Source organism: Streptomyces humidus, from assembly GCF_014649655.1.
Classification (GTDB): domain Bacteria; phylum Actinomycetota; class Actinomycetes; order Streptomycetales; family Streptomycetaceae; genus Streptomyces; species Streptomyces humidus.
The window spans coordinates 75,149-95,149 of sequence record NZ_BMTL01000003.1 but is presented as its reverse complement, the minus strand read 5'-3'; the positions used below and the strand labels follow the sequence as shown (position 1 = coordinate 95,149).

General features: G+C 72.7%; 17 protein-coding genes and 1 pseudogene. 8 read left to right on the top strand and 10 right to left on the bottom strand.

Translation table 11 applies throughout. The features are described 5' to 3' along the window. The first annotated feature begins 83 nt into the window (after positions 1-83). From IE239_RS03870 to IE239_RS03860, 3 genes are all read left to right on the top strand, one after another. Positions 84-815, top strand: a complete 732-nt coding sequence (locus IE239_RS03870) for a DUF7873 family protein (RefSeq protein ID WP_190147812.1) — start codon at positions 84-86, stop codon at positions 813-815. A gap of 541 nt (positions 816-1,356) precedes the next feature. Continuing rightward, complete coding sequence (locus IE239_RS03865) at positions 1,357-3,300, top strand: FUSC family protein (RefSeq protein ID WP_190147811.1); 1,944 nt, start codon at positions 1,357-1,359, stop codon at positions 3,298-3,300. A 243-nt stretch (positions 3,301-3,543) separates the two neighbouring features. Beyond that, a complete protein-coding gene (locus IE239_RS03860; RefSeq protein ID WP_190147810.1) occupies positions 3,544-3,717 on the top strand; it encodes a DUF8839 family protein in 174 nt (57 codons plus the stop codon). Between the two features lie 5 nt (positions 3,718-3,722). Here the strand turns inward: IE239_RS03860 and IE239_RS03855 are convergent, their stop codons facing one another. From IE239_RS03855 to IE239_RS41805, 3 genes and pseudogenes are all read right to left on the bottom strand, one after another. Next, on the bottom strand, positions 3,723-5,588 hold the full coding sequence (locus IE239_RS03855) for an ABC transporter ATP-binding protein (RefSeq protein ID WP_229877797.1): 1,866 nt from the start codon (positions 5,586-5,588) through the stop codon (positions 3,723-3,725). 287 nt (positions 5,589-5,875) lie between these two features. Then, the gene (locus IE239_RS03850; protein ID WP_190147809.1) at positions 5,876-6,319 is read right to left on the bottom strand and encodes a hypothetical protein; all 444 of its coding nucleotides are present in this window, start codon (positions 6,317-6,319) and stop codon (positions 5,876-5,878) included. Between the two features lie 428 nt (positions 6,320-6,747). After that, a pseudogene (locus IE239_RS41805) lies at positions 6,748-7,251 on the bottom strand (ATP-binding protein); the annotation flags it as partial. A gap of 267 nt (positions 7,252-7,518) precedes the next feature. On the opposite strand from IE239_RS41805, the gene IE239_RS03840 reads away from it, so the two are divergent. The 3 genes from IE239_RS03840 to IE239_RS03830 all read left to right on the top strand — a co-directional run bounded on the left by IE239_RS03840 (position 7,519) and on the right by IE239_RS03830 (position 9,627). Then, positions 7,519-8,379: a Sco1979 family transcriptional regulator gene (locus IE239_RS03840; RefSeq protein WP_190147808.1), complete on the top strand. Its 861-nt coding sequence runs from the start codon at positions 7,519-7,521 to the stop codon at positions 8,377-8,379. Further along, complete coding sequence (locus IE239_RS03835; protein WP_190147807.1) at positions 8,380-8,655, top strand: DUF397 domain-containing protein; 276 nt, start codon at positions 8,380-8,382, stop codon at positions 8,653-8,655. Between the two features lie 159 nt (positions 8,656-8,814). Beyond that, entirely contained in the window at positions 8,815-9,627 is an 813-nt protein-coding gene (locus IE239_RS03830; protein WP_190147806.1) for an SAM-dependent methyltransferase, read from the top strand. A 37-nt stretch (positions 9,628-9,664) separates the two neighbouring features. Here IE239_RS03830 and pdxR read toward each other — a convergent pair whose 3' ends face one another. The 4 genes from pdxR to IE239_RS03810 form a co-directional block, all read right to left on the bottom strand. Then, the gene (gene pdxR, locus IE239_RS03825; protein ID WP_190147805.1) at positions 9,665-11,107 is read right to left on the bottom strand and encodes a MocR-like pyridoxine biosynthesis transcription factor PdxR; all 1,443 of its coding nucleotides are present in this window, start codon (positions 11,105-11,107) and stop codon (positions 9,665-9,667) included. A gap of 187 nt (positions 11,108-11,294) precedes the next feature. Next, positions 11,295-12,782: a glutamate synthase subunit beta gene (locus tag IE239_RS03820; protein WP_190147804.1), complete on the bottom strand. Its 1,488-nt coding sequence runs from the start codon at positions 12,780-12,782 to the stop codon at positions 11,295-11,297. A 379-nt stretch (positions 12,783-13,161) separates the two neighbouring features. Next, positions 13,162-13,641, bottom strand: coding sequence for an anthrone oxygenase family protein (locus tag IE239_RS03815; protein WP_190147803.1), 480 nt, complete (start codon positions 13,639-13,641; stop codon positions 13,162-13,164). 175 nt (positions 13,642-13,816) lie between these two features. Further along, positions 13,817-14,536, bottom strand: a complete 720-nt coding sequence (locus IE239_RS03810) for a DUF2293 domain-containing protein (protein WP_190147802.1) — start codon at positions 14,534-14,536, stop codon at positions 13,817-13,819. 157 nt (positions 14,537-14,693) lie between these two features. Here IE239_RS03810 and IE239_RS03805 point away from each other — a divergent pair, with 157 nt between their 5' ends. Further along, positions 14,694-15,335 carry a nucleoside/nucleotide kinase family protein gene (locus tag IE239_RS03805; protein WP_190147801.1) on the top strand — a complete coding sequence of 214 codons (642 nt, stop codon included), beginning with the start codon at positions 14,694-14,696 and terminating at the stop codon, positions 15,333-15,335. 151 nt (positions 15,336-15,486) lie between these two features. On the opposite strand, the gene IE239_RS03800 is transcribed toward IE239_RS03805, so the two are convergent. Continuing rightward, a complete protein-coding gene (locus tag IE239_RS03800; protein ID WP_190147800.1) occupies positions 15,487-16,614 on the bottom strand; it encodes a magnesium and cobalt transport protein CorA in 1,128 nt (375 codons plus the stop codon). Between the two features lie 268 nt (positions 16,615-16,882). On the opposite strand from IE239_RS03800, the gene IE239_RS03795 reads away from it, so the two are divergent. Beyond that, entirely contained in the window at positions 16,883-17,677 is a 795-nt protein-coding gene (locus IE239_RS03795; protein ID WP_190147799.1) for a class I SAM-dependent methyltransferase, read from the top strand. Positions 17,678-17,803: 126 nt separating this feature from the next. Here IE239_RS03795 and IE239_RS03790 read toward each other — a convergent pair whose 3' ends face one another. Further along, positions 17,804-18,979 carry a carbohydrate kinase family protein gene (locus IE239_RS03790; RefSeq protein WP_229877784.1) on the bottom strand — a complete coding sequence of 392 codons (1,176 nt, stop codon included), beginning with the start codon at positions 18,977-18,979 and terminating at the stop codon, positions 17,804-17,806. After that, positions 18,976-19,884 carry a pseudouridine-5'-phosphate glycosidase gene (locus IE239_RS03785; RefSeq protein WP_190147798.1) on the bottom strand — a complete coding sequence of 303 codons (909 nt, stop codon included), beginning with the start codon at positions 19,882-19,884 and terminating at the stop codon, positions 18,976-18,978. Before IE239_RS03785 ends, IE239_RS03790 begins: the two co-directional genes overlap by 4 nt. Positions 19,885-20,001 lie beyond the last annotated feature (117 nt).

Genomic DNA, 20,001 nt, shown 5'->3' with positions numbered 1-20,001 from the left:
ACACGAGGCCGGCGGAGACGGTTCGTCAGTGGGCGGCCGATAACCATTGGCTCGAACGGAGCCGCCGTTGTTACGGTCCTTCCGTGGCGAAACTCAATCAGATCATCGCAGTCGAGAAGGGCATCAAGTCCAAGGCTCACCAGGACCTGACCGCCGCCCAGCACGGACTGCAGAAGCCCGCGCTGCTGGCCGGGATCTCGCGTACCTACCAGCCCAAGGACGAGGAGGGCGAGCAACTGCCGCCCGAGTCGACCCGGGTGCAGGTGAAGGCGGAGGACGTGCTGCGGGAGACCGCGGCCACGCTGACCCGGCTGTTCGACGTGACCGCCACGAAGGACTGGGCCAACTGCACGGCCCGCGCGGACGTGAAGGTGGACGGGCGGGTCCTCGTCGCCGACGTGCCCGTGTCCTACCTGCTCTTCCTGGAGAAGCAACTCGTCGACCTCGGCGCCTTCGTGCGCAGGCTGCCCGTGCTGGACGCCTCCGAGTCCTGGGTGCAGGACCCCTCCACCGACGCGTGGAAGACCGAGCCGGTACGGACGCTGCGCACCAAGAAGGTGCCCCGCAACCATGTGAAGGCGGAGGCGACCGACAAGCACCCGGCGCAGGTCGAGGTCTACTACGAGGACGTCCCGGTCGGTTACTGGACGACCGTGAAGTTCTCCGGCGCCCTCCCCGCCCGCCGCGTCAACGAACTGCTGTCCCGCCTCGAGAAGGTCCAGCAGGCGGTGAAGTTCGCCCGGGAGGAGGCGAACGGCGCCGACGTCGTCGACCAGCGCGTCGGTGACGCCGTGTTCGGCTACCTGTTCGGGTAGCCTTCGAGACTCCCCGGTCCTTCGTGACCGGGGTGCGCGAGGAGCGCAAGCTGAAGCTGAAGCTTGTCGTGACGAGCGAACCGTACCCGCCGAGGAATCCAGGGACGGATCGCGATGAATCTCAGACTCTCGCTCCAGACTCAGCATTCGCCGCCGATCGCCGGAGCGACCGGGCCCAGGCGCCCGACGTCGAATTGCCGGTTCAAGTCCGGCCCGCGCAGCTCGATGCGCGGTGGTCCAAAGGCAGGACGCGACGACATCACGACTGACCTGGGTCCTCAAGTGCGCCGGCGTGCGACATGGTGGCTCGACAGGGGCCGGGGGCAGGCTACGCTCCCGGCCCCGCTCCCGTCTCCGGGACCGCGCCCACGGATTGCGTGCATAAAGAACGCGGGATCCGGCGCACTCGTCACCTCGCCGAAACGCAAACCGGCGCGTTCCGTGCGGGCCCACCGCCTACCGTGGACACCTCAGCCCGCAGCTGACCGCCCCGGCCACCGTCGCCCGAAGGCGCCCCCGCCCTCGTCACGACAGGAGCCACGTGTCCCCGCGCCCGCCTCTTCCCGCCCGCGCACGCTCCGTTCTGCCGCCCTGGCTCGCGCACGCCCTGCGCGCCCAACGCGGGCCCGTCCCCTGGAACGCGGTCACCCGCGGAGCGCTGGCGGCGGGGCCCCTGTTGCTGGTCGCCGTGCTCGTCGACCGCACCGGGCTCGGGGTGGTCGCCGCGGTCGCCGCCATGCTGGCCGGAATCAACGACCGGCCCGGCAGCCGGCGGGCCTCCGTCAAGCGGCTCGGGGCGCCCGCGCTCGCCGGAGCGGCAGGCCTGCTGGTCGGGACGTATGCCGGGGACCTGGTCGGAGCCGTCGCGCTGACCGTCGTCCTCACCGGTCTCGGGCTCCTCGCCGGCACGATGAGCGCGGTCGGACCGGTCGCCTCCGGGGCGGGCACGCAACTGCTCGTGGGCGCCGCGATCGGCGCGGGGATGCCGGTCCCCGAGTCCGGCTGGGCCCGCGCCCTCGCCTTCCTCGCCGGGGCGGGCTGGCTGCTCGCGCTACGGCTGGCCCTGCCCACGCCCGGCGCGATGACCGGGGACTTCCGGTTCGACGGGGAACGGGACGCGGTGGCCCGCGTGTACGACGCCGTCGCGGAGCTCCTCGACGCGGCCGGCGCCGAGGACGCGATCGCCCGCCGCGCCGCGCTCACCGCCGCCCTCGACCATGCCCAGGACGCCCTGGCCGGGCCCCGGCTGCGGCGCTACGCCAGCTCCTCGGCCGAACGCCGACTGCACGCCCAGTACGCCGCCGCGCTGCCGCTGGCCGAGGCGGCGACCGCGCTCGCCTGGGCCGGGGAGCCCCTCTCCGAGCGGTCCTCCGTCGGCCCCCGGCGGCTCGCCGCCGCCGTGCGCGAGAACACCCACACCGGGCCGCTGCCCGCGCCGTCACGGTCCGGGCCCGCACTGCGCGCCCTCGACGACGCCCTGCTGCGCGCCGCCGACGCCTTCGACCAGGGCGGCGGAGGCGACCTGCACACCCGTCGGCGCGGCGCGCGCGCCCTGCTGCGCGCCGCCTTCGGGGCGGGCGGGCGCGAGTACGGACTGCGGGTCGCGCTCTCCTTCGGAGCCGGCGCCGCCGTCGCGCAGGCTCTGTACCACTCCCAGTGGTACGGCCGGCACACCCACTGGTACTGGCTGCCCGCCACCGCCGTCTTCCTGGTCAAGCCCGATCTCGGGCCGCTGGTGTCGCGTGTGCTGTGCCGGGCCGCGGGGACCGTGCTGGGGGCGCTGCTCTTCGCCGGTTTCGCCGCCGTGCTGCCCCGGCCCGAGGGCCTGGTGGCGCTGGTGGCGCTGTGCGGGGCGCTCATCCCCGTCTCGACCCGGCACTTCGCCGCGCAGACTGCCGTCGCCACCGTGCTCGTGCTGTCGCTGGTGATGGTCGGCGGGGAGCCGCAGGCCTCCGCCGCGCGGATCGCCGAAACCCTGCTGGCGTGCGCGATCGTTCTGATCGTCGGACATCTGCCGATGCCGGGGGAGAGGGGTGGGCAGGTGCGCGCCCGTCTCGCCGCGGCCGCCGACGCCGCGCACGCCTACCTCGCGCACGTCCTCGCCGATTCCGCCGACTTCGCCGGCTCGGGCGCCCCCGGCGGCTCCGGCGCTTCGGGGACCTCCGGCGGCTCCGGCGACCGGGCCACTCGCTGGACTCTGCGCCGCGAGGCCTACCGCACGCTCGCCGAGGCCCGTAGCGCCAGCGCCCTCGCCGCCCACGAACTGCCAGCCCTGGCCCGGCACACGGAGGGCACCGACGAGGTCGCCGCCGTCCTCGAGCGGCTCGTCGACACGACCACCGCCTGCGCCGTCCACCTCGACGACACCGGGCGGCTCACCGACCGGCACCGGGAGCGGCTCGCCGAACTCCTCGGCGAACTCGCCGAGGGCCGGGAACGGGTGGGACTGCCCCCGTCCGCACCGCAGCCGGTTCCGACGGGGTGACGCCCGGTCCGGCCGTCGGCGACGCCGCGATGCCCGGGCCGGATCCGGCGTCCGGCCCGATGTCACGTCACGTACGGAAAGCGACACGAAGAGTGCCCGGGATGTTCGCAACGTGACCGGATTCTCACACTCAGCGGCGAGTCCGTGTCACCTACGTCTCAGTCCCGCAACCGGCCGAGGCGTTCCACCTTCCAAGAGCGTTAACTCCTACCAGCACCATGCTTATCGGAGGTAGGTGGCGAGATGGTGAACGGGCGAACGGTGCTCGAACGCTTTCCCGCGGGCGGGCCGCGCGGCTCGTGGCCGGCGGAGGAGTTCGCGCACGCCCGGCGCATGGAAGGGCTGCCCGCCGAGGTCGTCATGGACCTCGACACGGACACGTTCCTGGTGGTCGTGCCGGGCGACGCCCCGCGGTGAAGCGGTCAGCCCGCCTGTGACGGGGCGGGCGTCTGCACCGTGAACTGCTCGGCCTGCAGTGCGTACAGCTCGGCGTAGACGCCACCGTCCGCCAGCAGCTCCTGTGGGGTTCCGGACTCCACCAGCCGCCCCTGATCGAGGACGTGCACCAGGTCCGCGTGCCGGACCGACGCCAGCCGGTGGGTGATCAGAACGACCGTCTGGCCGCTGTCGGCCAGCGCGCGGATCTTCTCGAACACCTCCAGCTCGGCCCGTGCGTCCAGGGCCGCCGTCGGTTCGTCGACGATGAGGATGCGTCCGCGCCGGTACGCCGCCCGGGCGATGCCCAGGCGCTGCCACTGGCCGCCGGACAGCTCGTGACCGCCGCTGAAATGCCGGGCCAGCAGGGTGTCCAGGCCGCGCGGCAGCTCCGCGACCACCTCCTCGGCGCCCGCCTCGGCGATCGAGGCGGCCATCCGCTCCTCGGTGAGCGGTGCGGCGGAACGGCCCACGGCCACGTTGACCCGGGCGGTGAACGGCCATCGCTTGAAGTCCTGCGCCACCATCGCGATGCGCTCGGCCAACGCGTGCCTGTCCGCGCCCGCCGCGTCCACGTCGTCCCACAGGATGCGCCCCCGGTCCGGCTTGTACAGCCCGGCCAGCAGCTTCACCAGGGTCGTCTTGCCGGACCCGTTCTCGCCGACGAGCGCGATGATGCGGCCCAGCGGCAGGGAGAGCGTGACGTCGTCGAGGGCGGGGCGTGCCGACTCGCCCGGGTAGCCGAAGGTGACGTGCTCGAAGCGGATCTCGCGCGGGTCGTCGGGCAGGGCCGCGCCGCCGACCGGGATCGCCCGTTCGGCCGCCTCCACGTAGAGCCGTTGCAGATCGCCCACGAACAGCGCCTCCTCGTGCAGCTGGTTGACCTCCAGGACGAGGGTGTTCAGGCTCGCCGAGCCGCCTCGGATCGCGATCACGGCCGTGCCCGCCACAGCCAGCGCCATCGTCCCGGTGAGCAGCAGCGCGCCGAGCGTTGCGTAGGTCGCCAGCGTCGCCAGTCCCGTCCAGGTGGCCGCGATCAGGCCGGTGCGGGCGGCGAGCCGGGCCAGCCTGGCCTGCTCCGCCTCCGCGGTCTCCGACATCGCGCGAAAGTGCCGCAGCAGGAACGGCCCGACCCCGTGCACCCGGATCTCGGGCGCGGCCGCCGGCTCGGTGAGCAGGCCGGCGATCAGGTGCCCCGCGCGCGCGTGCTGCACCCAGGTGTGGAAGGACTCGTAGCGGCGCCGGGCGTTCGTCAGGGCGCTCCAGGCGCTCGGCAGCGTCATGGTCACCAGCAGGGGCAGCAACAGCGGGTGCAGCACGGTGAGGACGCCGGCCGACGCGGCCAGCGAGATCATCGCGTTCACCACGCGCGTGCCGTGGCTGATCATGTAGCGGCTGGAGCGGGCCCCGTACTGCGCGGTGTCCAGCAGCTTGTGGAAGGCGTGGTCCTCGATCGCGGCGAGCTCCACCGCGGCCGCCCGCTCCAGGTACAGCTCGGTCGCCACCCGCTCCACCTTGGGCTCCAGCCGGCCGGTGGCGTATGTCGACGCGGCCCGCAGCAGCGTCCCGGCCAGGAGCACGGCGGCCATCACGGCCAGGGCGGGGACGGCGCCGCGCAGCCGTTCCTCGATCGGGCCGCCGGTGATGAGCCGGCCCAGCACGGTGTTCATCGCGAGCAGGCTGACGGCCTGGGTCACGCCGCGGGCGATCTCGGCGGACAGGACGATCCGGGCGGCCACCGGGTCGGCCTGCCGGGCCAGGCGCAGGCTGGCGGTGAGCAGGGAGGGCAGCCGGGTCACCATGGAGCGGAAGTTCAGCTCCAGGAACGCGTCCTTGTGCTGGTTCCAGCCCATGTCGTAGCGCAGCGGGCCGCCGAACAGCAGGTGCTCGGACTCGGAGACGTCACGCTCGTCGCCGTCGTCCGGCTTGCGTGCTTTCCCCGCCTGCCCCCGCTGCCGGGTCGGGTCCGCCTGTGCCTGCTGCCGTGCCTGTCCCACCGTCGGCCTCCCCCGATCGTGCGAGCCGGACGCGGCCACTATCGCGGGACGAGGCGGGTGAGGGCAGGGCGCAGGAGGGGAGAGCCGGGACGCGCGGGCGTGCGCCGGGCCGGTCGCCGGTCACCCCGAGGAGGCGGTGCGGGTCAGGCGCTGATCGGGCGTGACCAGGTGGGCGTCGCGCCGGTGAGGCGGCACAGGGTCAGGTAGAGGGGGATCGGCGGGGTGTACGGAAGGGTGCCGTCCGGCCGGTGGATCAGCTCGGGGGCGCGCGAGGCGCCCGGGAGGATCGCGCCGGTGGCGTACTGCGCGGGGGCGGGCCATTCCAGGGCGTAGTCGGAGTCGGACGGGACCAGCCACCACCAGTGCGTCCCGTCGGCGTAGACGCAGCCCATGCGCGGCAGCCGCGGCATGAGCAGCCGGCCGAGGCGGGCGGGGACCGAGACGGCGTCGCACCCCAGGGGGGCGGTCATGCCGTCGGGCACGGCCAGCCGCCGCGGGGGGCCGGCGGCGTCGCCGCCCAGCTCGCGCCTCAGGCGTACGAGCGTGTCGAGAGTGAGACGGGGCGCCCGGCCGGGCACGGTGTTCATATGCGTCCCCGCTCGCGGCCGTACCCGAGAGGGAGGGCGCGGGCGGGGTGGCCGGGCGTACATCCGTCCCGGCCGTCGTCTCCACCGTGATCGGCGGTGCGGTGCCACTGCGGTGCGATGCGCGGGAGCGGCCCGGCCGTGGGCGCCGGGGCGGCGGGGCGCGGCCGGGGCACGGCGGCGCCGCTCACCTCCTGGCGCAGCTGCTGGGGGCGGTCGTCCTCGTCGTCCGGGCCGTCGGCGGGACCGGGCTTCGGGCGGGCGCCCCAGCCGAGGTCGTTGTGAGGCCGGGGCGGGCCGTCGTGCTGCTCGCCCGTGCCGTCAGGGAACTCGTCCAGGGTGTCGAGGAGCTCGCCGAGGCCGGCGTGATGCGGCTCGACGACGGGGCCGAGACCGAAGTCGGGGCCGGGGTCGTCGCAGAATGCGGCGGCTTGCTGTGGGGCGTCGGCCTTGCGGGGCAGGTCGGCCCAGACCAGCAGGCCGAGTCCGTGCTCCTGGGCGCCCCAGGCCTGGCAGAGCGCCTCGACGAGCAGCAGGCCCCTCCCGTGCTCCTCCTCGGGACGCTGCGGGGAGGGGTGGGGCTCGTCCGGCGAGCAGCCCTGGTCCCGCACGGCTATGCGGATCAGGTCGTCGCCGTCGCGCAGCTCGCAGACGACGATGTCGCTCGCGGTGTGCACGATCGCGTTGGTGACCAGCTCGGAGACGACCAGGGCGGCGGTGTCACAGGTGTCCTCGCACACCGACCAGCCGGTCAACCGGGCTCTCGTCAGGCGTCTGGCCTGGGCGGGGGAACCGGGATGGGCGGCCAGCTCGAATCGGAACCGGCGCTCGGCAGCGGCCTGGTCAGGGCCTGCTCCCGCGCTGGCACCGAGACCCTGGGGGTGGCCTGCGGCGGCGTCTGTTCCTAAGGGCGCGGACGGAATCACGCTTGCCACTATCGCCCCGCCGTGAACACTTGGCAAGTGTCACTCTGAAAAATGCAGAGTGCGGTGTGACGCGGTGGAGGGCCGTGGCACACTGCTCGCAACAGCACGTTGAGCGGCGCCAGTCGGGATCAACGGAGTTCCGTACGCATGCGCACGGATCGGCCGACCGGTCCTCGACGGGCGCCGTAGGGCTGTCGGGATTCTTTTCGTGACCGGCCGTATCGGGGCTCGTGCAGACCCCGCGCGCGGCCGGCCGGGCTTTCGTGGAGGTAGGGCGTGAGCGAACCGCGGTCCGCGCCGACGGTCGGACAGGTCGTCCTCGGTCGGCGTCTGCTGGACCTGCGGGAACGCGCCGGGCTCAAGCGCGAGGAAGCCGCCCGCATCCTGCGTGTCGCGCCCGCCACGGTCCGCCGTATGGAGATGGCCGAGGTCAGCCTCAAGATCCCCTACCTGCAGCTGCTGCTGAAGGCCTACGGGGTCACCGACGAGGAGGCCGGCGGCTTCGTCCAGCTCGCCGAGGAGGCGAACAGGCCCGGCTGGTGGCAGCGGTTCCACGACGTCCTGCCCGGCTGGTTCTCCATGCACGTCAGCCTCGAGGGCGCCGCCGCCCTCATCCGTCAGTACGAGCCCCACTTCGTCCCCGGCCTGCTGCAGACCGAGGACTACGCGCGCGGGGTGCTCACGTCCGGCGCGATCGGCCAGACCCGGCCGGAGGACATCGAGCGGCTGGTCGACCTGCGCATACAGCGCCAGGATCTGCTCACCCGCGAGGATGCGCCCAGACTGTGGGTGGTGATGGACGAGACGGTGCTGCGCCGCCCGGTCGGCCCCCCGGAGGTGATGCGCGCGCAGATCGACAGACTGCTCGAGGCCGCGAAGCTGCCCAATGTCACGCTGCAGATCGCCCCGTTCGCCAACGGGCCGCATCCGGGCACGTACGGGCCCTTCGTGCTGTTCCGATTCGCCATGCCGGAGCTTCCGGACATGGTCTACAGCGAGTACCTGACCGGCGCCGTGTACCTCGACGCCCGCACCGAGGTGGCGACCCACCTCGAGGTCATGGACCGCATGGCGGCGCAGGCCGCTACAGCACATCGCACGAAGGAGTTCCTCCGGGATCTCCGCAAGGAGTTGTGAATGGACCGCATCAAGACCCAGTCCAGGCCGCGGATCCGCGCTCAGCGGATCTACAACGGCATGCCCGCCCGGGACCTGGGCAGCGAGGGCTGGCACAAGCCGTGGAGCGGCGGTAACGGGGGCAACTGCCTGGAGGCCATGAAGCTCTCCGACGGCCGCATCGCCGTCCGCCAGTCCACCGACCCCGACGGACCGGCCCTGATCTACACCACCGACGAGATGACGGCCTTCATCGAGGGGGCCAAGGCGGGGGAGGCGGACTTCCTGCTCTCCTGAACGCACCGTGCGGCCCCGCCGGCGTACGGCCCCCTTTTTCTGCTTCCCTTCGCGTGCCCCCTGCTTTCCCTCCGCTTCCCTCCACGCTGATTCCGCTGAATTCCTTTGATCTGGTACTGACTTGACCACTTTTCGCATCACATGTTTACGGAGTGCCTCATGACCGGGCAGGACCCCACCGGCGCCGTCGAGATCGACACGAGCAAGCCCCACCCCGCACGGATGTACGACTGGTACCTCGGCGGCAAGGACAACTACCCGGTCGACGAGGCGATGGGGCGGCAGATGCTCGCCCTCGACCCGCGGGTGCCGGTGATGGCCCGGGTCAACCGTGCCTTCATGCACCGCTCCACCCGCTGGCTGGCCGGGAACGGCGTACGGCAGTTCCTGGACGTCGGCACGGGCATTCCCACCGAACCCAACCTGCACCAGGTGGCCCAGGAGATCGCACCGGACGCCCGTGTCGTCTACTGCGACAACGACCCCATCGTCCTCGCCCACGCGGCCGCCCTGCTGCGCAGCACGCCCCAGGGCGTCACGGAGTACCTTCAGGCGGACGTCCGCGACCCGGCCGGCATCGTCGAGGGAGCCCGGAAGATTCTGGACTTCAGCCGGCCGGTGGCCCTGTCGCTGGTCGCCCTGCTGCACTTCGTCTCCGACGAGGACGGCGCGCACGAACTCGTCGACCGGCTGCTCGCCGAACTCTGCCCCGGCAGCTATCTGATGATGACCCACGCCACCGCGGACTTCTCCCCGGAGGAGTCCGCCGCGGCCACCGAGAAGCTCAAGGCGGCGGGCGTCACCCTCGCCCTGCGTTCCCGCGAGGAGTTCGCCCGCTTCTTCGACGGACTCGACCTGGTCGAACCCGGCGTCGCGGTGGTGCCCGAGTGGCACCCCGAGCTCGGCGACCCGGTGCCGGGACAGGACGACGGCGTGATCCCGGGCTATGGCGCGGTGGGCCGCAAGCGCTGACGGCCACCGCGCTCTCCGGTCCGGGGCCGGTTCCGTCTCACCCGGAGGCGGGACCGGGCCGCGGGGCGGGCGGCAGTACCCGGCACAGGGCGTCCAGCGCCGCGCCGTACGCGTGCTCCGACGGCGTCGCGTACCCCACGACCAGACCGTCCCAGGCCGCCATGTCCGTCGCCGGATGCCGGAAGGCGGCCAGGCCGTCCAGCGCGACCCCCTCCCCGGCGGCCGCCCTGAGCACGGACCGCTCGGTGCCGGCCGGCAGCCGCAGCACCGCGTGCAGTCCGGCCGCGACACCGGTGACCTCGACGTGAGGCGCCCGGGCGGCGAGCACCTCGACCAACCGGTCCCGGCGTCCGCGGTAGCGCTGCCGCATGCGCCGCACGTGACGGTCGTACGCCCCGGACGCGAGAAGGTCGGCCAGACTCAGCTGGTCCAGGACGCTCGCCCAGGCCTCCCGTTCGCCCTTGGCGGCGAGCACGCCGTCGACGTATCGCTCGGGCAGCACCATCCAGCCCAGGCGGACCGCGGGCGACAGACTCTTGCTCACCGAGCCGATGTAGATCACCCGCTCCGGATCGAGCCCCTGGACCGACCCGACGGGCCTGCGGTCGTAACGGAACTCCCCGTCGTAGTCGTCCTCGAGGAGCACCCCGCCACGCGCGCGTGCCCAGTCGACGACGGCGGTCCGGCGGCTCGCATGCAGGGGGCCGCCGGTCGGGAACTGGTGGGCGGGGGTGAGGAGGACGGCCCGCTCGCGCCCCAGGCGGTCGACGCGTGCCCCGTCCTCGTCCAGCGGCAGCGGCGTCGTGCGCACGCCCGCCGCCGCCAGCAGGTCGCGGTGGAACCTCAACCCGTACGCCTCCACGGCCAGCGGACCGCGCAGCACCGCACCGCCCGGGGCGAACAGCAGCCGCAGCGCATGGGCGAAGCCCGAGCAGATCACGACGCGTCCGGGTTCGGTGCGCACACCCCGCGCGCGGGCGAGGTACTCCGTCAGGGCCACGCGAAGCTCCGGGCGGCCGGCCGGATCACCGGGGCCGAACACCTCGTTGGGCGCCTGCCGCAGGGCCCGCCGGTAGGAGGCGAGCCAGGCCGCGCGCGGGAACGACGACGCGTCCGGGGTCCCCTGCAGCAGGTCGTGCCGGGGACCACGCGCGGGTGCCGGCGCCCTGACGGGCGGGCGCTCGGCGGGGCGCGAGGCGGCGTCGCGGTCGGCGACCCGGGTGCCGGATCCCTGTCGGGCGGTCAGCCAGCCCTCCGCGACCAGTTCGGCGTACGCGTCGGCCACCGTGTTGCGGGCCAGGCCGAGATCGGCGGCGAGCGAACGGTACGGCGGCAACCGGGTCCCCGGAGCGAGCCGCCCGCTGCGCACCGCCTCGCGCAGCGCCCGGATCAGCGCGGCACGCCGCCCGCCCGGCCCGGCCGGCTCCAGGTGCAGGTCGGCACCGATCCGCTCCGCGGAATCGACCCACGAATCCACCATGGAACCGCACCCTACCGGCGGTCTCTCAGCTCCATGGGGTGAGCCGGGCGAGCGAGTGCCGCCACGGAGGACCCGCCCCGGGGCCCCGGACGGGCTGCCACTGCGCAACAGGGCTCGCCGGTCGATGACCTGCGACGACGCCCCGATCCGCAGACCCTGAAAGCCGGCAGGTCACCGGGACGGCTCCCTAGACGCTCATCGGCCGGTCGTACGGCCCGATCGGCGCCGGCAACCGTGAACTCCCCGTCAGATGACGGTCGACGGCGGCCGCCACCGCCCGCCCCTCCGCGATCGCCCACACGATCAGCGACTGCCCGCGTGCCGCGTCCCCCGCGGCGAACACCCCGGGGACGTTCGTCCCGAAGTCGCCTCCCCGCGCGATGGTGCCGCGCGGCTCCAGCGCCAGTCCGAGCTGTTCGACGAGCCCGTCCTCCCGGTCGGGTCCGGAGAAGCCGAGGGCGAGCAGCACGAGATCCGCGGGAAGCGCCCGAGCGGTGCCTTCCACCGGCCGTCGCCGCGCGTCCACCTCGACGAGGTGCAGCGACCGTACGTGCCCGGCAGCGTCGCCGGTGAAGCGGAGCGTGGACGCCGCGAACAACCGCGCGTCAGCGTCCGCCGCCGGCGCGGACTCCAGGTCGCGCGCCTCCTCGTGCGCTGCCGAGAGCCGGTAGATCTTCGGGTACGTCGGCCAGGGATCGGCGTCCTCGTCGCGTTCGGCGCCGGGCTGCGCGTAGATGTCCAGCTGGGTGACGGACGCGGCGCCCTCGCGCACCGCCGTGCCCAGACAGTCGGCCCCGGTGTCGCCGCCGCCGACGATGACGACATGTTTGCCCGCGGCGGACATCGGAGACGCCTCCAGGTCGCCCTCGCCCACCCGGTTGGCCAGCGGCAGATACTCCATCGCCTGCTGGATGCCGGTCAACTCACGTCCCGGGACGTGCAGTTCCCGCCACTCGGTCGCCCCGGTGGCGATGACGACGGCGTCGTAGCGCGCCCGCAGATCCCCGGCCATCACGTCCCGTCCCACCGTGGTCGACGTACGGAACTTCGTGCCCTCCGCCCGCATCTGCTCGATCCGCCGCTCCAGATGACGCTTCTCCATCTTGAACGCGGGAATGCCGTACCGCATCAGCCCGCCGATCCGGTCGTCCTTCTCGTAGACGGCGACCGTGTGCCCGGCCCGGGTCAACTGCTGTGCCGCGGCCAGTCCCGTGGGCCCGGAACCGATCACGGCGACCGTCTTCCCCGACAGCCGGTCCGGCGGCCGCGGCGGTGTGAACCCGTCGGCCCACGCCCGGTCGGCTATGGCCGCCTCGACGTTCTTGATGGTGACGGCCGGCTGGTTGATGGCGAGCACACACCCCGCCTCGCACGGCGCCGGACACAACCTCCCCGTGAACTCGGGGAAGTTGTTCGTCGCGTGCAACCGGTCGCTCGCCGCCCGCCAGTCGTCCCGCGAGACCAGGTCGTTCCACTCGGGGATCAGGTTGCCGAGCGGACAGGCCTCGTGGCAGAACGGAACGCCGCAGTCCATGCAACGGTCGGCCTGCTTGCCGATCAGGGGCAGCAGCGCTCCGGGGACGTACACCTCGTCCCAGTCGCGGACCCGCTCCTCGACCGGCCGGCGGGGCCAGTCCTGGCGGGGTGCGGTCATGAATCCCTTGGGATCGGCCATGGGAGTGTTCCTCGCGTACGCGTACGACAGGCCGAGCGTCATCGGGCGGCACTCTTCCGGCCACGATACGTGCCGCCGACGGCCCACGCAGAGTGGCGGGACAGCGCTTTCGCCGGGCTTTTCCCGGGCGGCACCGGTCCGACGGGACGATCACGGTCCGAGGGGACGAGTACCGACCGAAGAGACGAGCTCCCTACGAAGAGACGATCACCATCTGATGGGACGATCACCGGTCAGATCAGGTCAGGTCCGGTCGGAGTCGATCAGCTCAGGGGTGGGTCGGCGAGGGGGGCAGGCGATTCTGACCGGTTTCGATCGGATCCAGGGCGTCGGCTCAGGTCGGATCAGGTCGGATCAGGTCGGCTCAGGTCAGATCAGATCAGATCAGGGCGAGGGCGTAGACCAGCGCGGCCACCGCGGAGGCCACCGCGCGCACATGGTTCCATCTCGTCCACTCGCGCAGATAGGTCGGCCAGTAGGCGACGGCCTCCGAGGAGGCCGGGTCGCGCTTCGCCAGGGCCTCGTTGCGCGGCACGTTCGCCATCACGGTCACGCCGAACGCGCCGCACAGATACAGCGCGCTGCCCAGCAAGAGGTGCACCGTTCCGTGGTCCGGCCACAGCACGAACGTCACGACGGCGATCATCGCGCACAGGACGGCCACGCCCAGGAAAGGAACCATGAAGGCAGGCGCCATCGCCGAGGAGTTGATCGCGTTCATCGCGGCCACGCCCTGCGCGGCCGGCAACGCGGCGAGCCCGCGCATCACCAGGACCGAGAAGGCGCAGAAGACCCCGGCCATCAACCCCGTCGCCAGCGCGCCCAGCATCGCGAGCACCGGATACGGTCCATCGATCATGACAACGTCAACTCCCACCCGTCGAGCGGAGATCTTGCCCGGTACTCTCCGTCACCTCAAGTGAAATCCTGCCCGTGATCGGTGACCATGGCCGAAATGCGCGCCGGCACACGCATCCGTCGAGCCGGCCCGGGCGACCTCGACGGGATGCCGCCCGAGCCACGCGTCGCCCTCCTCAGCGCGTGCCTGTGTCCTCTTCCCCCACGCCGGTGTCCCGCCACGCCCGTAACCGTGCCTCCACGGCAGCCGCGATCTGCCGACGTGCCGCGTACCGCGGCAGTCCGTTCATCAGCAGCCGGTCGTACGGCGTGTCGAGATGACGCACCGACGCCACGACCGCGCAGACGACGGCACCCTCGGACAGTGCCCGGCCGGCGGCACTGCGCCCGACCCGGCCGCTGCCCCGCAGCGAGGCGTGCGCGGAGATCTCCTGCGCCCGGTCCTGCGGGCAACCGGGGAACAACCGCAGGATCTCCGCCGCGAACGCCTCCGCGAACCGCGCGTCCTGTGCGGCCCGTCGTCGGGCGTCCCGGATCCGACGACGCCGTCGTGACTCGGCGTCCGCCAGACACCGCTCCTCCGCCTGCGCGAGCGCCGGCTCCTCGACGAGGACGCCCTGCCGCTCGTAGCGCCCCTTGCGGCGGTTGAACCGGACCACCACCGCCGACAGTCCGCTCTCCTCACGCGCTCTGCGGGTCAGCGCCGTGTCACCGCGCGCCAGGAACACCAGGTGGCCGAGATCCGCGCAGTCGAGGCAGCGGGGTGCGGCGTCCTCCAGGATCAGCATCGCCAGCGGCCCGCGACGACACCCGGCGCAGAGTTTCGGCCGGATCGGTTGGACGACGACGAACCGGCTGTGCGGCGCCGCGGAGACAGGGAGGGCTGCGGGTGCCATAAGGACTTTCTTCCCGCTGATGGACGTGCCGGCACCCGGTCGGCGACCTCGCCCCGTCCGGCTGCCGCCGCCTGCCCGCCGCACACCGACCGGGCACGCCGGCCCCGAACCCGATGACGTCCGGCTGCGACGCACGCTCGCCGACGCCTGACGCATCATGGGTCGTGTGCGACTCGAAGCGATCACCTGGGAACGGCTCGGCGACCTTCTCGCCGACCGGCTGCTCGACCTGAAACCGGACGACGGGAGTCCCTGGCCGCGCATCGCCTTCGACGGCGCGCCGGCGGCCCGTCCCGGAGATCTCGCGTCGCGCGTCGCCGAGGCACTGCGCACCCGCGGCCGTCCCTCCCAGGTGGTGGACACGCACGGCTTTCTGCGCCCCGCCTCCCTCCGGCTGGAGTACGGCCGTCAAGACGTCGAGGCCTACTACGACGGCTGGTTCGACACCGGCGCACTGTGGCGCGAGGTCTTCGATCCCCTCCAAGCGGACGGCGACGGACGCATCCTGCCCGACCTCCGGGACCCGGTCACCGATCGTGCCACCCGTAGCTCCTACATCCCGCTGCCGCCCGGCGGCTTCCTGCTGCTGCACGGACCGTTCCTGTTGAGACACTGGTTCCCCCTCGACCTGAGCGTCCATGTGCTGCTGTCCCCGGGCGCTCTGCGCCGGCGCACCGCCGAAACCGATCACTGGACGCTGCCCGCCTTCGAGCGCTACGACCAGGAGACCGATCCGGCGGCGACGGCCGACGTCCTCGTCCGCGCGGACGACCCTCGTCATCCGGCCTGGAGTGGCTGATGCCCGCACCGTCCGACCGCTGTCACAGGCGGAGAAGGACGACGAGGTCCGCGTGGTGGCTGAGAGCTGACGTCGGAGAGCCCACGAGCTGAGGGCCGAGCGTCGGAGGCTGTGGAACGACGGCTGACGCGAGCGACGACGGGAGGGCCGCTCAGAGCCAGCCGTTGCGCCGGAAGCCGCGGTGCAGGACCCAGCAGGCGAGGGATATCACGCCGATGACCAGGGGGTAACCGAACCTCCAGTGCAGTTCCGGCATGTGGTCGAAGTTCATGCCATACACCCCGCAGACCATCGTCGGCACCGCGATGACCGCCGCCCATGCCGTGATCTTGCGCATGTCCTCGTTCTGCGCGACCGTGACCTGCGCCAGGTGCGCCTGAAGGATCGAGTTCAGCAGTTCGTCGAAGGCGGCGATCTGTTCCGTGGCCCGCAACAGGTGGTCGGAGACGTCCCGGAAGTACGCCTGTATCTCCGGATCGACCACCTGGACCGGCCGGTCCGCCAGGTCCAGCAGGGGCCGGCCGAGCGGCACCACCGCCCGCTTCAGCTGCAGAAGTTCACGCTTGAGCTGGTAGATGCGCCCGGGATCAGCCCGTGCGCCGTTCTCCGCGAACACATCCGTCTCGACCTGGTCGATGTCCGCCTGCACCGCGTCGGTGACGTTGAGGTAGTCGTCCACCACATGGTCCGCGATGGCGTGCAGCACCGCCGACGGGCCTTTCGTCAACTGGGCCGTGTCGGACTCGAGCGCCTCGCGCAGCGGGCCCAGCGAGCCGTGCCGGCCGTGGCGCACCGTGATCACGAAGTCCTGGCCGACGAACACCATGATCTCCCCGGTGTCGACCACCTCGCTCGTCGCGGTGAGCTCCTCGTGCTCGACGTAGCAGACCGTCTTGAACACCGCGAACAAGGTCTCGCCATAGCGCTCGACCTTCGGCCGCTGATGGGCCTCGACGGCGTCCTCGACCGCCAGCGGGTGCAGGTCGAAGAGCTCGGCGATGCCCGCGAACTCGTCGTTGGTCGGCTCGTGCAGGCCGAGCCACACGAAACCATGACCGCTCTTGCGCACACGCTCCACCGTGTCCACCAGATCTCCGCCGTGCGGAGCCCGGACGCCGTCCCGATACGTCACGCAGTTCACCACGGACGACCCCAACGGCGAGCGGGCATGGTGACTCAGGTCGACCAGCGGGCGCCGTCGGGCCAGCCGTGCCACCCTGCGCAGGCCGCCGACCTTCCCGAAGTCGGCGACCTTCCGCAGATTCCCCGCCATGGTCATCCGGGTCTCCTCGCGTGAAACTCCCTGTGCCGCATTCCTGCGCCCTGGCGCGCCAGTCTGCCAGGCCCGGGCAGGTCGTGCGTAAGCCTGTGGAAAGGGGAGGTTCCGCTTTGTTCCCGCCTGTGGACGAGGGGACTTCGGGACAGCCGGGACCCGCCCGGCGACGAGATTTCGGACGCCTCCCCCAGGCCGCGGAGGGCCTTCCGGGGCAGGGCGCACGGCCGCGTCGACCAGGTTCAGCACGCCGGACAACTGGGATGATCGTCGCATGACGCGATCCGACGGATACCTCCTCGACAACCAGCAGCCGGAGGCGGGGGAACGCTTCGACGCCTTCGCCACGATCTTCGATCCCACGACGTTCCGCCATCTCGAGGGACTCGGGATCGGCCCTGGCTGGCGCTGCTGGGAGGCGGGCGCCGGCGGCGCCTCCGTGGTGTCCTGGCTGGCGAAGAAGGTCGGTCCGACGGGCAAGGTCCTCGCTACGGACATCGACACCTCCCGGCTGCGGTCCGTCGCGCGCCCGCCGGTGGAGGTCCGCGTCCACGACCTCGGCCTCGACGAGCCGCCGATGGAAGGGCTCGACCTGGTGCACGCCCGGCTCGTCCTGGTCCATGTGCCCGACCGGGACCGCGCTCTGCGGTCGATGGTCAGGGCCCTTCGCCCCGGCGGACGGCTCCTGATCGAGGACGCCGACCCCGCCCTGCAGCCCTTGCTCTGCCCCGACGAGCACGGCCCCGAACAGCAGTTGGCGAACCGTCTGCGACAGGGCTTCCGTCAGCTCCTCGCCGGCCGCGGAGCCGACCTCTCCTACGGCCGCAAGCTCCCGCGTCTGCTTCGCGAGGCCGGAATGGTGCGGGTCGAGGCCGACGCCTACTTCCCCCTCACCTCTGAGGCCTGCACCGCCCTGGAGTCCGCGACGGTCCGCCAGATCCGCGACGAGCTCGTCAAGGCGGGCCTCGCGACCGACGAGGAGATCGACCGGCACCTGGCGAGCGTCGCGTCCGGCAGCATGGACCTGACGACCGCACCGATGATCTCGGCGTGGGGCCGGAAGGGATAGCGTTCGGCCCCGCCGGCCCGGTAGCCGTCCGGCGTTCGCCTGGCCGCCTCGCGGCTGGCTGCGCTCGTGGGATCGGCGCGGACGGATCGGCTCGGCCGCTCCTTCGGTCGCCGGTCGCTCACCCCTTCAGCGGGCGTGTGCCGTCCGAGTCGTCGTCTGCCCTGTTGTCCCGCCCGGGGCGGGCGGTCTGCCGCCGACGCGTTCCACCGCCACGGCACCGGCCCGGCAGCCCTCCGCCGCGGCCGCCGCCGCGTCGGCGCCTGTGAGCAGCGCGGCGAGGAACGCTCCGGTGAACGCGTCGCCGGCGCCCGTGGTGTCCTTCGGGGCCGCCGCGACGGCGGGGACGCGGGCCAGGACGGCACCGTCGCGGGCCACCAGCGCACCGTCGGAGCCTTGCTTGGCCACGACCAACGGGACATGGCGGCTCAGCTGGGCCGCGGCCTCCGCCGGATCGGGCAGCCCGGTCAGAAGGCAGGCCTCGTCCCGGCTGGGCAGCAGCACGTCCGTCCCCTCGACGAGGGTCAGGAAGCGGTCGACGCCCAGTTCCGTCAGGAAGCCCGCCGACGCGGGATCGAGGCTCACCGGCACTCCGCGCGCGCGTGCCGAAGCCGCCGCCGTGCGCACCAGCGCCCGCCCGGTCCGCGAGAACAGCAGATAGCCCGACAGGTGCAGCCGGCCCACACCGTCGAGAAGGGCCTCCGACCAGTCGTCGGGGTCGAGCCGCAGGGATGCCCCGCTGTCGGTGAGGAACGTCCGCTCGGCGGCGGCGTCAGCGTCGACCAGGCAGATCACCGTCCCGGTGGCCGCGTGCGGATCGACGACGAGGTGGGGCCGCACACCGCAGGCGATCAGTTCCCGCTCGTGCCAGCCGGCGGACTCCGCGCCCACCCGTCCGAGCAGCCGTACGTCCGGACAGCCCCGGTGTGCCGCCCAGCACGCCACGTTGGCGCCCGCGCCGCCCGGCAGCGTCCTGATCACCGAGGCCGTGTCCGTGCCCGGGGCCAGCGGCCCCCGGTGCCGTGCGACCACGTCTGTCACGACGTCCCCGACGACCAGCAGCGCCTCGCCGCCTCCCGCCCCCGAAGCGGAACCCGTCCCGGTGACGGACCTCGTCCCCGTGCCCTCTCCCGGGGCCCGCCCTCGGCCCTCTTCCGGCCGGTTTCCCGTGCCCCCACCCGTGTCCCGGACCGAGCCGCCTCCCGTGGGCCTCGACGGCTCGCCCGAAAGCCTCGCCGCCGCCCGCCGGGCGTGACCGACGTCCGGCCCGTCCGGCCCGTCCGACCAGCCGGGCACGGTGGTCATGCCTCGGTCCACGCCGTCGCGATCCGTGCGGCCAGCCGCACATTGCCGCGCACCGCCGCCAGGTTGGCGCTCAGCGACGCGCCGTCGGTGTGCCGGACCAGATAGTCGAGCAGGAACGGCGTGACGCCCTGACCGGTCACGCCCGCCTTCTCGCACGCGTGCAGCGCGTCGGCGAGCACACGCGTGTGCAGCTCGGGATCGAGCTGCTCCGCCTCGGGCACCGGGTTGGCGACGATCAGCGCCGACTCCGGTGCCCCCAGGGCATCCTGAGCGCGCATGACCTCGGCCGCCTGCTGCGGGGTCTCCAGCGTCCAGTCGACGGGATGACCCGAGTCGGAGAGATAGAACCCCGGAAATCGGTCGGTGCCGTACCCGGCCACGGCGATGCCCAGGGTCTCCAGCCGCTGCAGGGTCGCCGGCACGTCCAGGATCGACTTGACGCCCGCGCACACCACCGTGATCCGGGTCCTCGCCAGCAGCCCCAGGTCGGCTGACTCGTCCTGGGTGAGCGTCCATTCCCGGTGCACCCCGCCGAGACCGCCCGTCGCGAACACCCGCACCCCCGCCGACGCGGCCAGCAGGGCCGTCGCCGACACCGTGGTCGCTCCGCTCGCCCCGGAGGCCACCGCGAGCGGCAGGTCGCGATGGCCCAGCTTGCGGAATCCGTCCTCGTTGGCGACCCGCTCCAACTGCCCTTTTTCCAGGCCCACACAGGGTCGCCCGTCCAGCACCGCGATCGTCGCGGGCACGGCGCCCTCCGCGCGTACGGCCGCCTCCAGCTCCAGCGCCACCTGAAGGTTGCGCGGGCGGGGCAGCCCGTGCGAAATGATCGTGGACTCCAGGGCCACCACTGGTCGACGCGCGTCGACCGCATCCCGCACCTCTTCCGACACCACCAGCACCACGCGCCCGCCTCCTGTCTGTCGGTCTCCTCCTCATCCCTGGCGAGCGGCACGACCGGTCAAACCCCTCGGACCTGTGGGCGAGAACACCCCCTGCCGCGTCCGAGATCCCTCTGGCCC

What these genes read in the sequence shown, in the direction of transcription:
- IE239_RS03805 (WP_190147801.1), top strand. Translation starts at nt 14,694, where the DNA reads ATGGGTCGTGTGCGACTCGAAGCGATCACCTGGGAACGGCTCGGCGAC.
- IE239_RS03815 (WP_190147803.1), bottom strand. Translation starts at nt 13,641, where the DNA reads ATGATCGATGGACCGTATCCGGTGCTCGCGATGCTGGGCGCGCTGGCG.
- IE239_RS03820 (WP_190147804.1), bottom strand. Translation starts at nt 12,782, where the DNA reads ATGGCCGATCCCAAGGGATTCATGACCGCACCCCGCCAGGACTGGCCC.
- IE239_RS03860 (WP_190147810.1), top strand. Translation starts at nt 3,544, where the DNA reads ATGGTGAACGGGCGAACGGTGCTCGAACGCTTTCCCGCGGGCGGGCCG.
- IE239_RS03835 (WP_190147807.1), top strand. Translation starts at nt 8,380, where the DNA reads ATGGACCGCATCAAGACCCAGTCCAGGCCGCGGATCCGCGCTCAGCGG.
- IE239_RS03810 (WP_190147802.1), bottom strand. Translation starts at nt 14,536, where the DNA reads ATGGCACCCGCAGCCCTCCCTGTCTCCGCGGCGCCGCACAGCCGGTTC.
- IE239_RS03850 (WP_190147809.1), bottom strand. Translation starts at nt 6,319, where the DNA reads ATGAACACCGTGCCCGGCCGGGCGCCCCGTCTCACTCTCGACACGCTC.
- pdxR (WP_190147805.1), bottom strand. Translation starts at nt 11,107, where the DNA reads ATGGTGGATTCGTGGGTCGATTCCGCGGAGCGGATCGGTGCCGACCTG.
- IE239_RS03790 (WP_229877784.1), bottom strand. Translation starts at nt 18,979, where the DNA reads ATGACCACCGTGCCCGGCTGGTCGGACGGGCCGGACGGGCCGGACGTC.
- IE239_RS03855 (WP_229877797.1), bottom strand. Translation starts at nt 5,588, where the DNA reads ATGGGCTGGAACCAGCACAAGGACGCGTTCCTGGAGCTGAACTTCCGC.
- IE239_RS03795 (WP_190147799.1), top strand. Translation starts at nt 16,883, where the DNA reads ATGACGCGATCCGACGGATACCTCCTCGACAACCAGCAGCCGGAGGCG.
- IE239_RS03800 (WP_190147800.1), bottom strand. Translation starts at nt 16,614, where the DNA reads ATGACCATGGCGGGGAATCTGCGGAAGGTCGCCGACTTCGGGAAGGTC.
- IE239_RS03830 (WP_190147806.1), top strand. Translation starts at nt 8,815, where the DNA reads ATGACCGGGCAGGACCCCACCGGCGCCGTCGAGATCGACACGAGCAAG.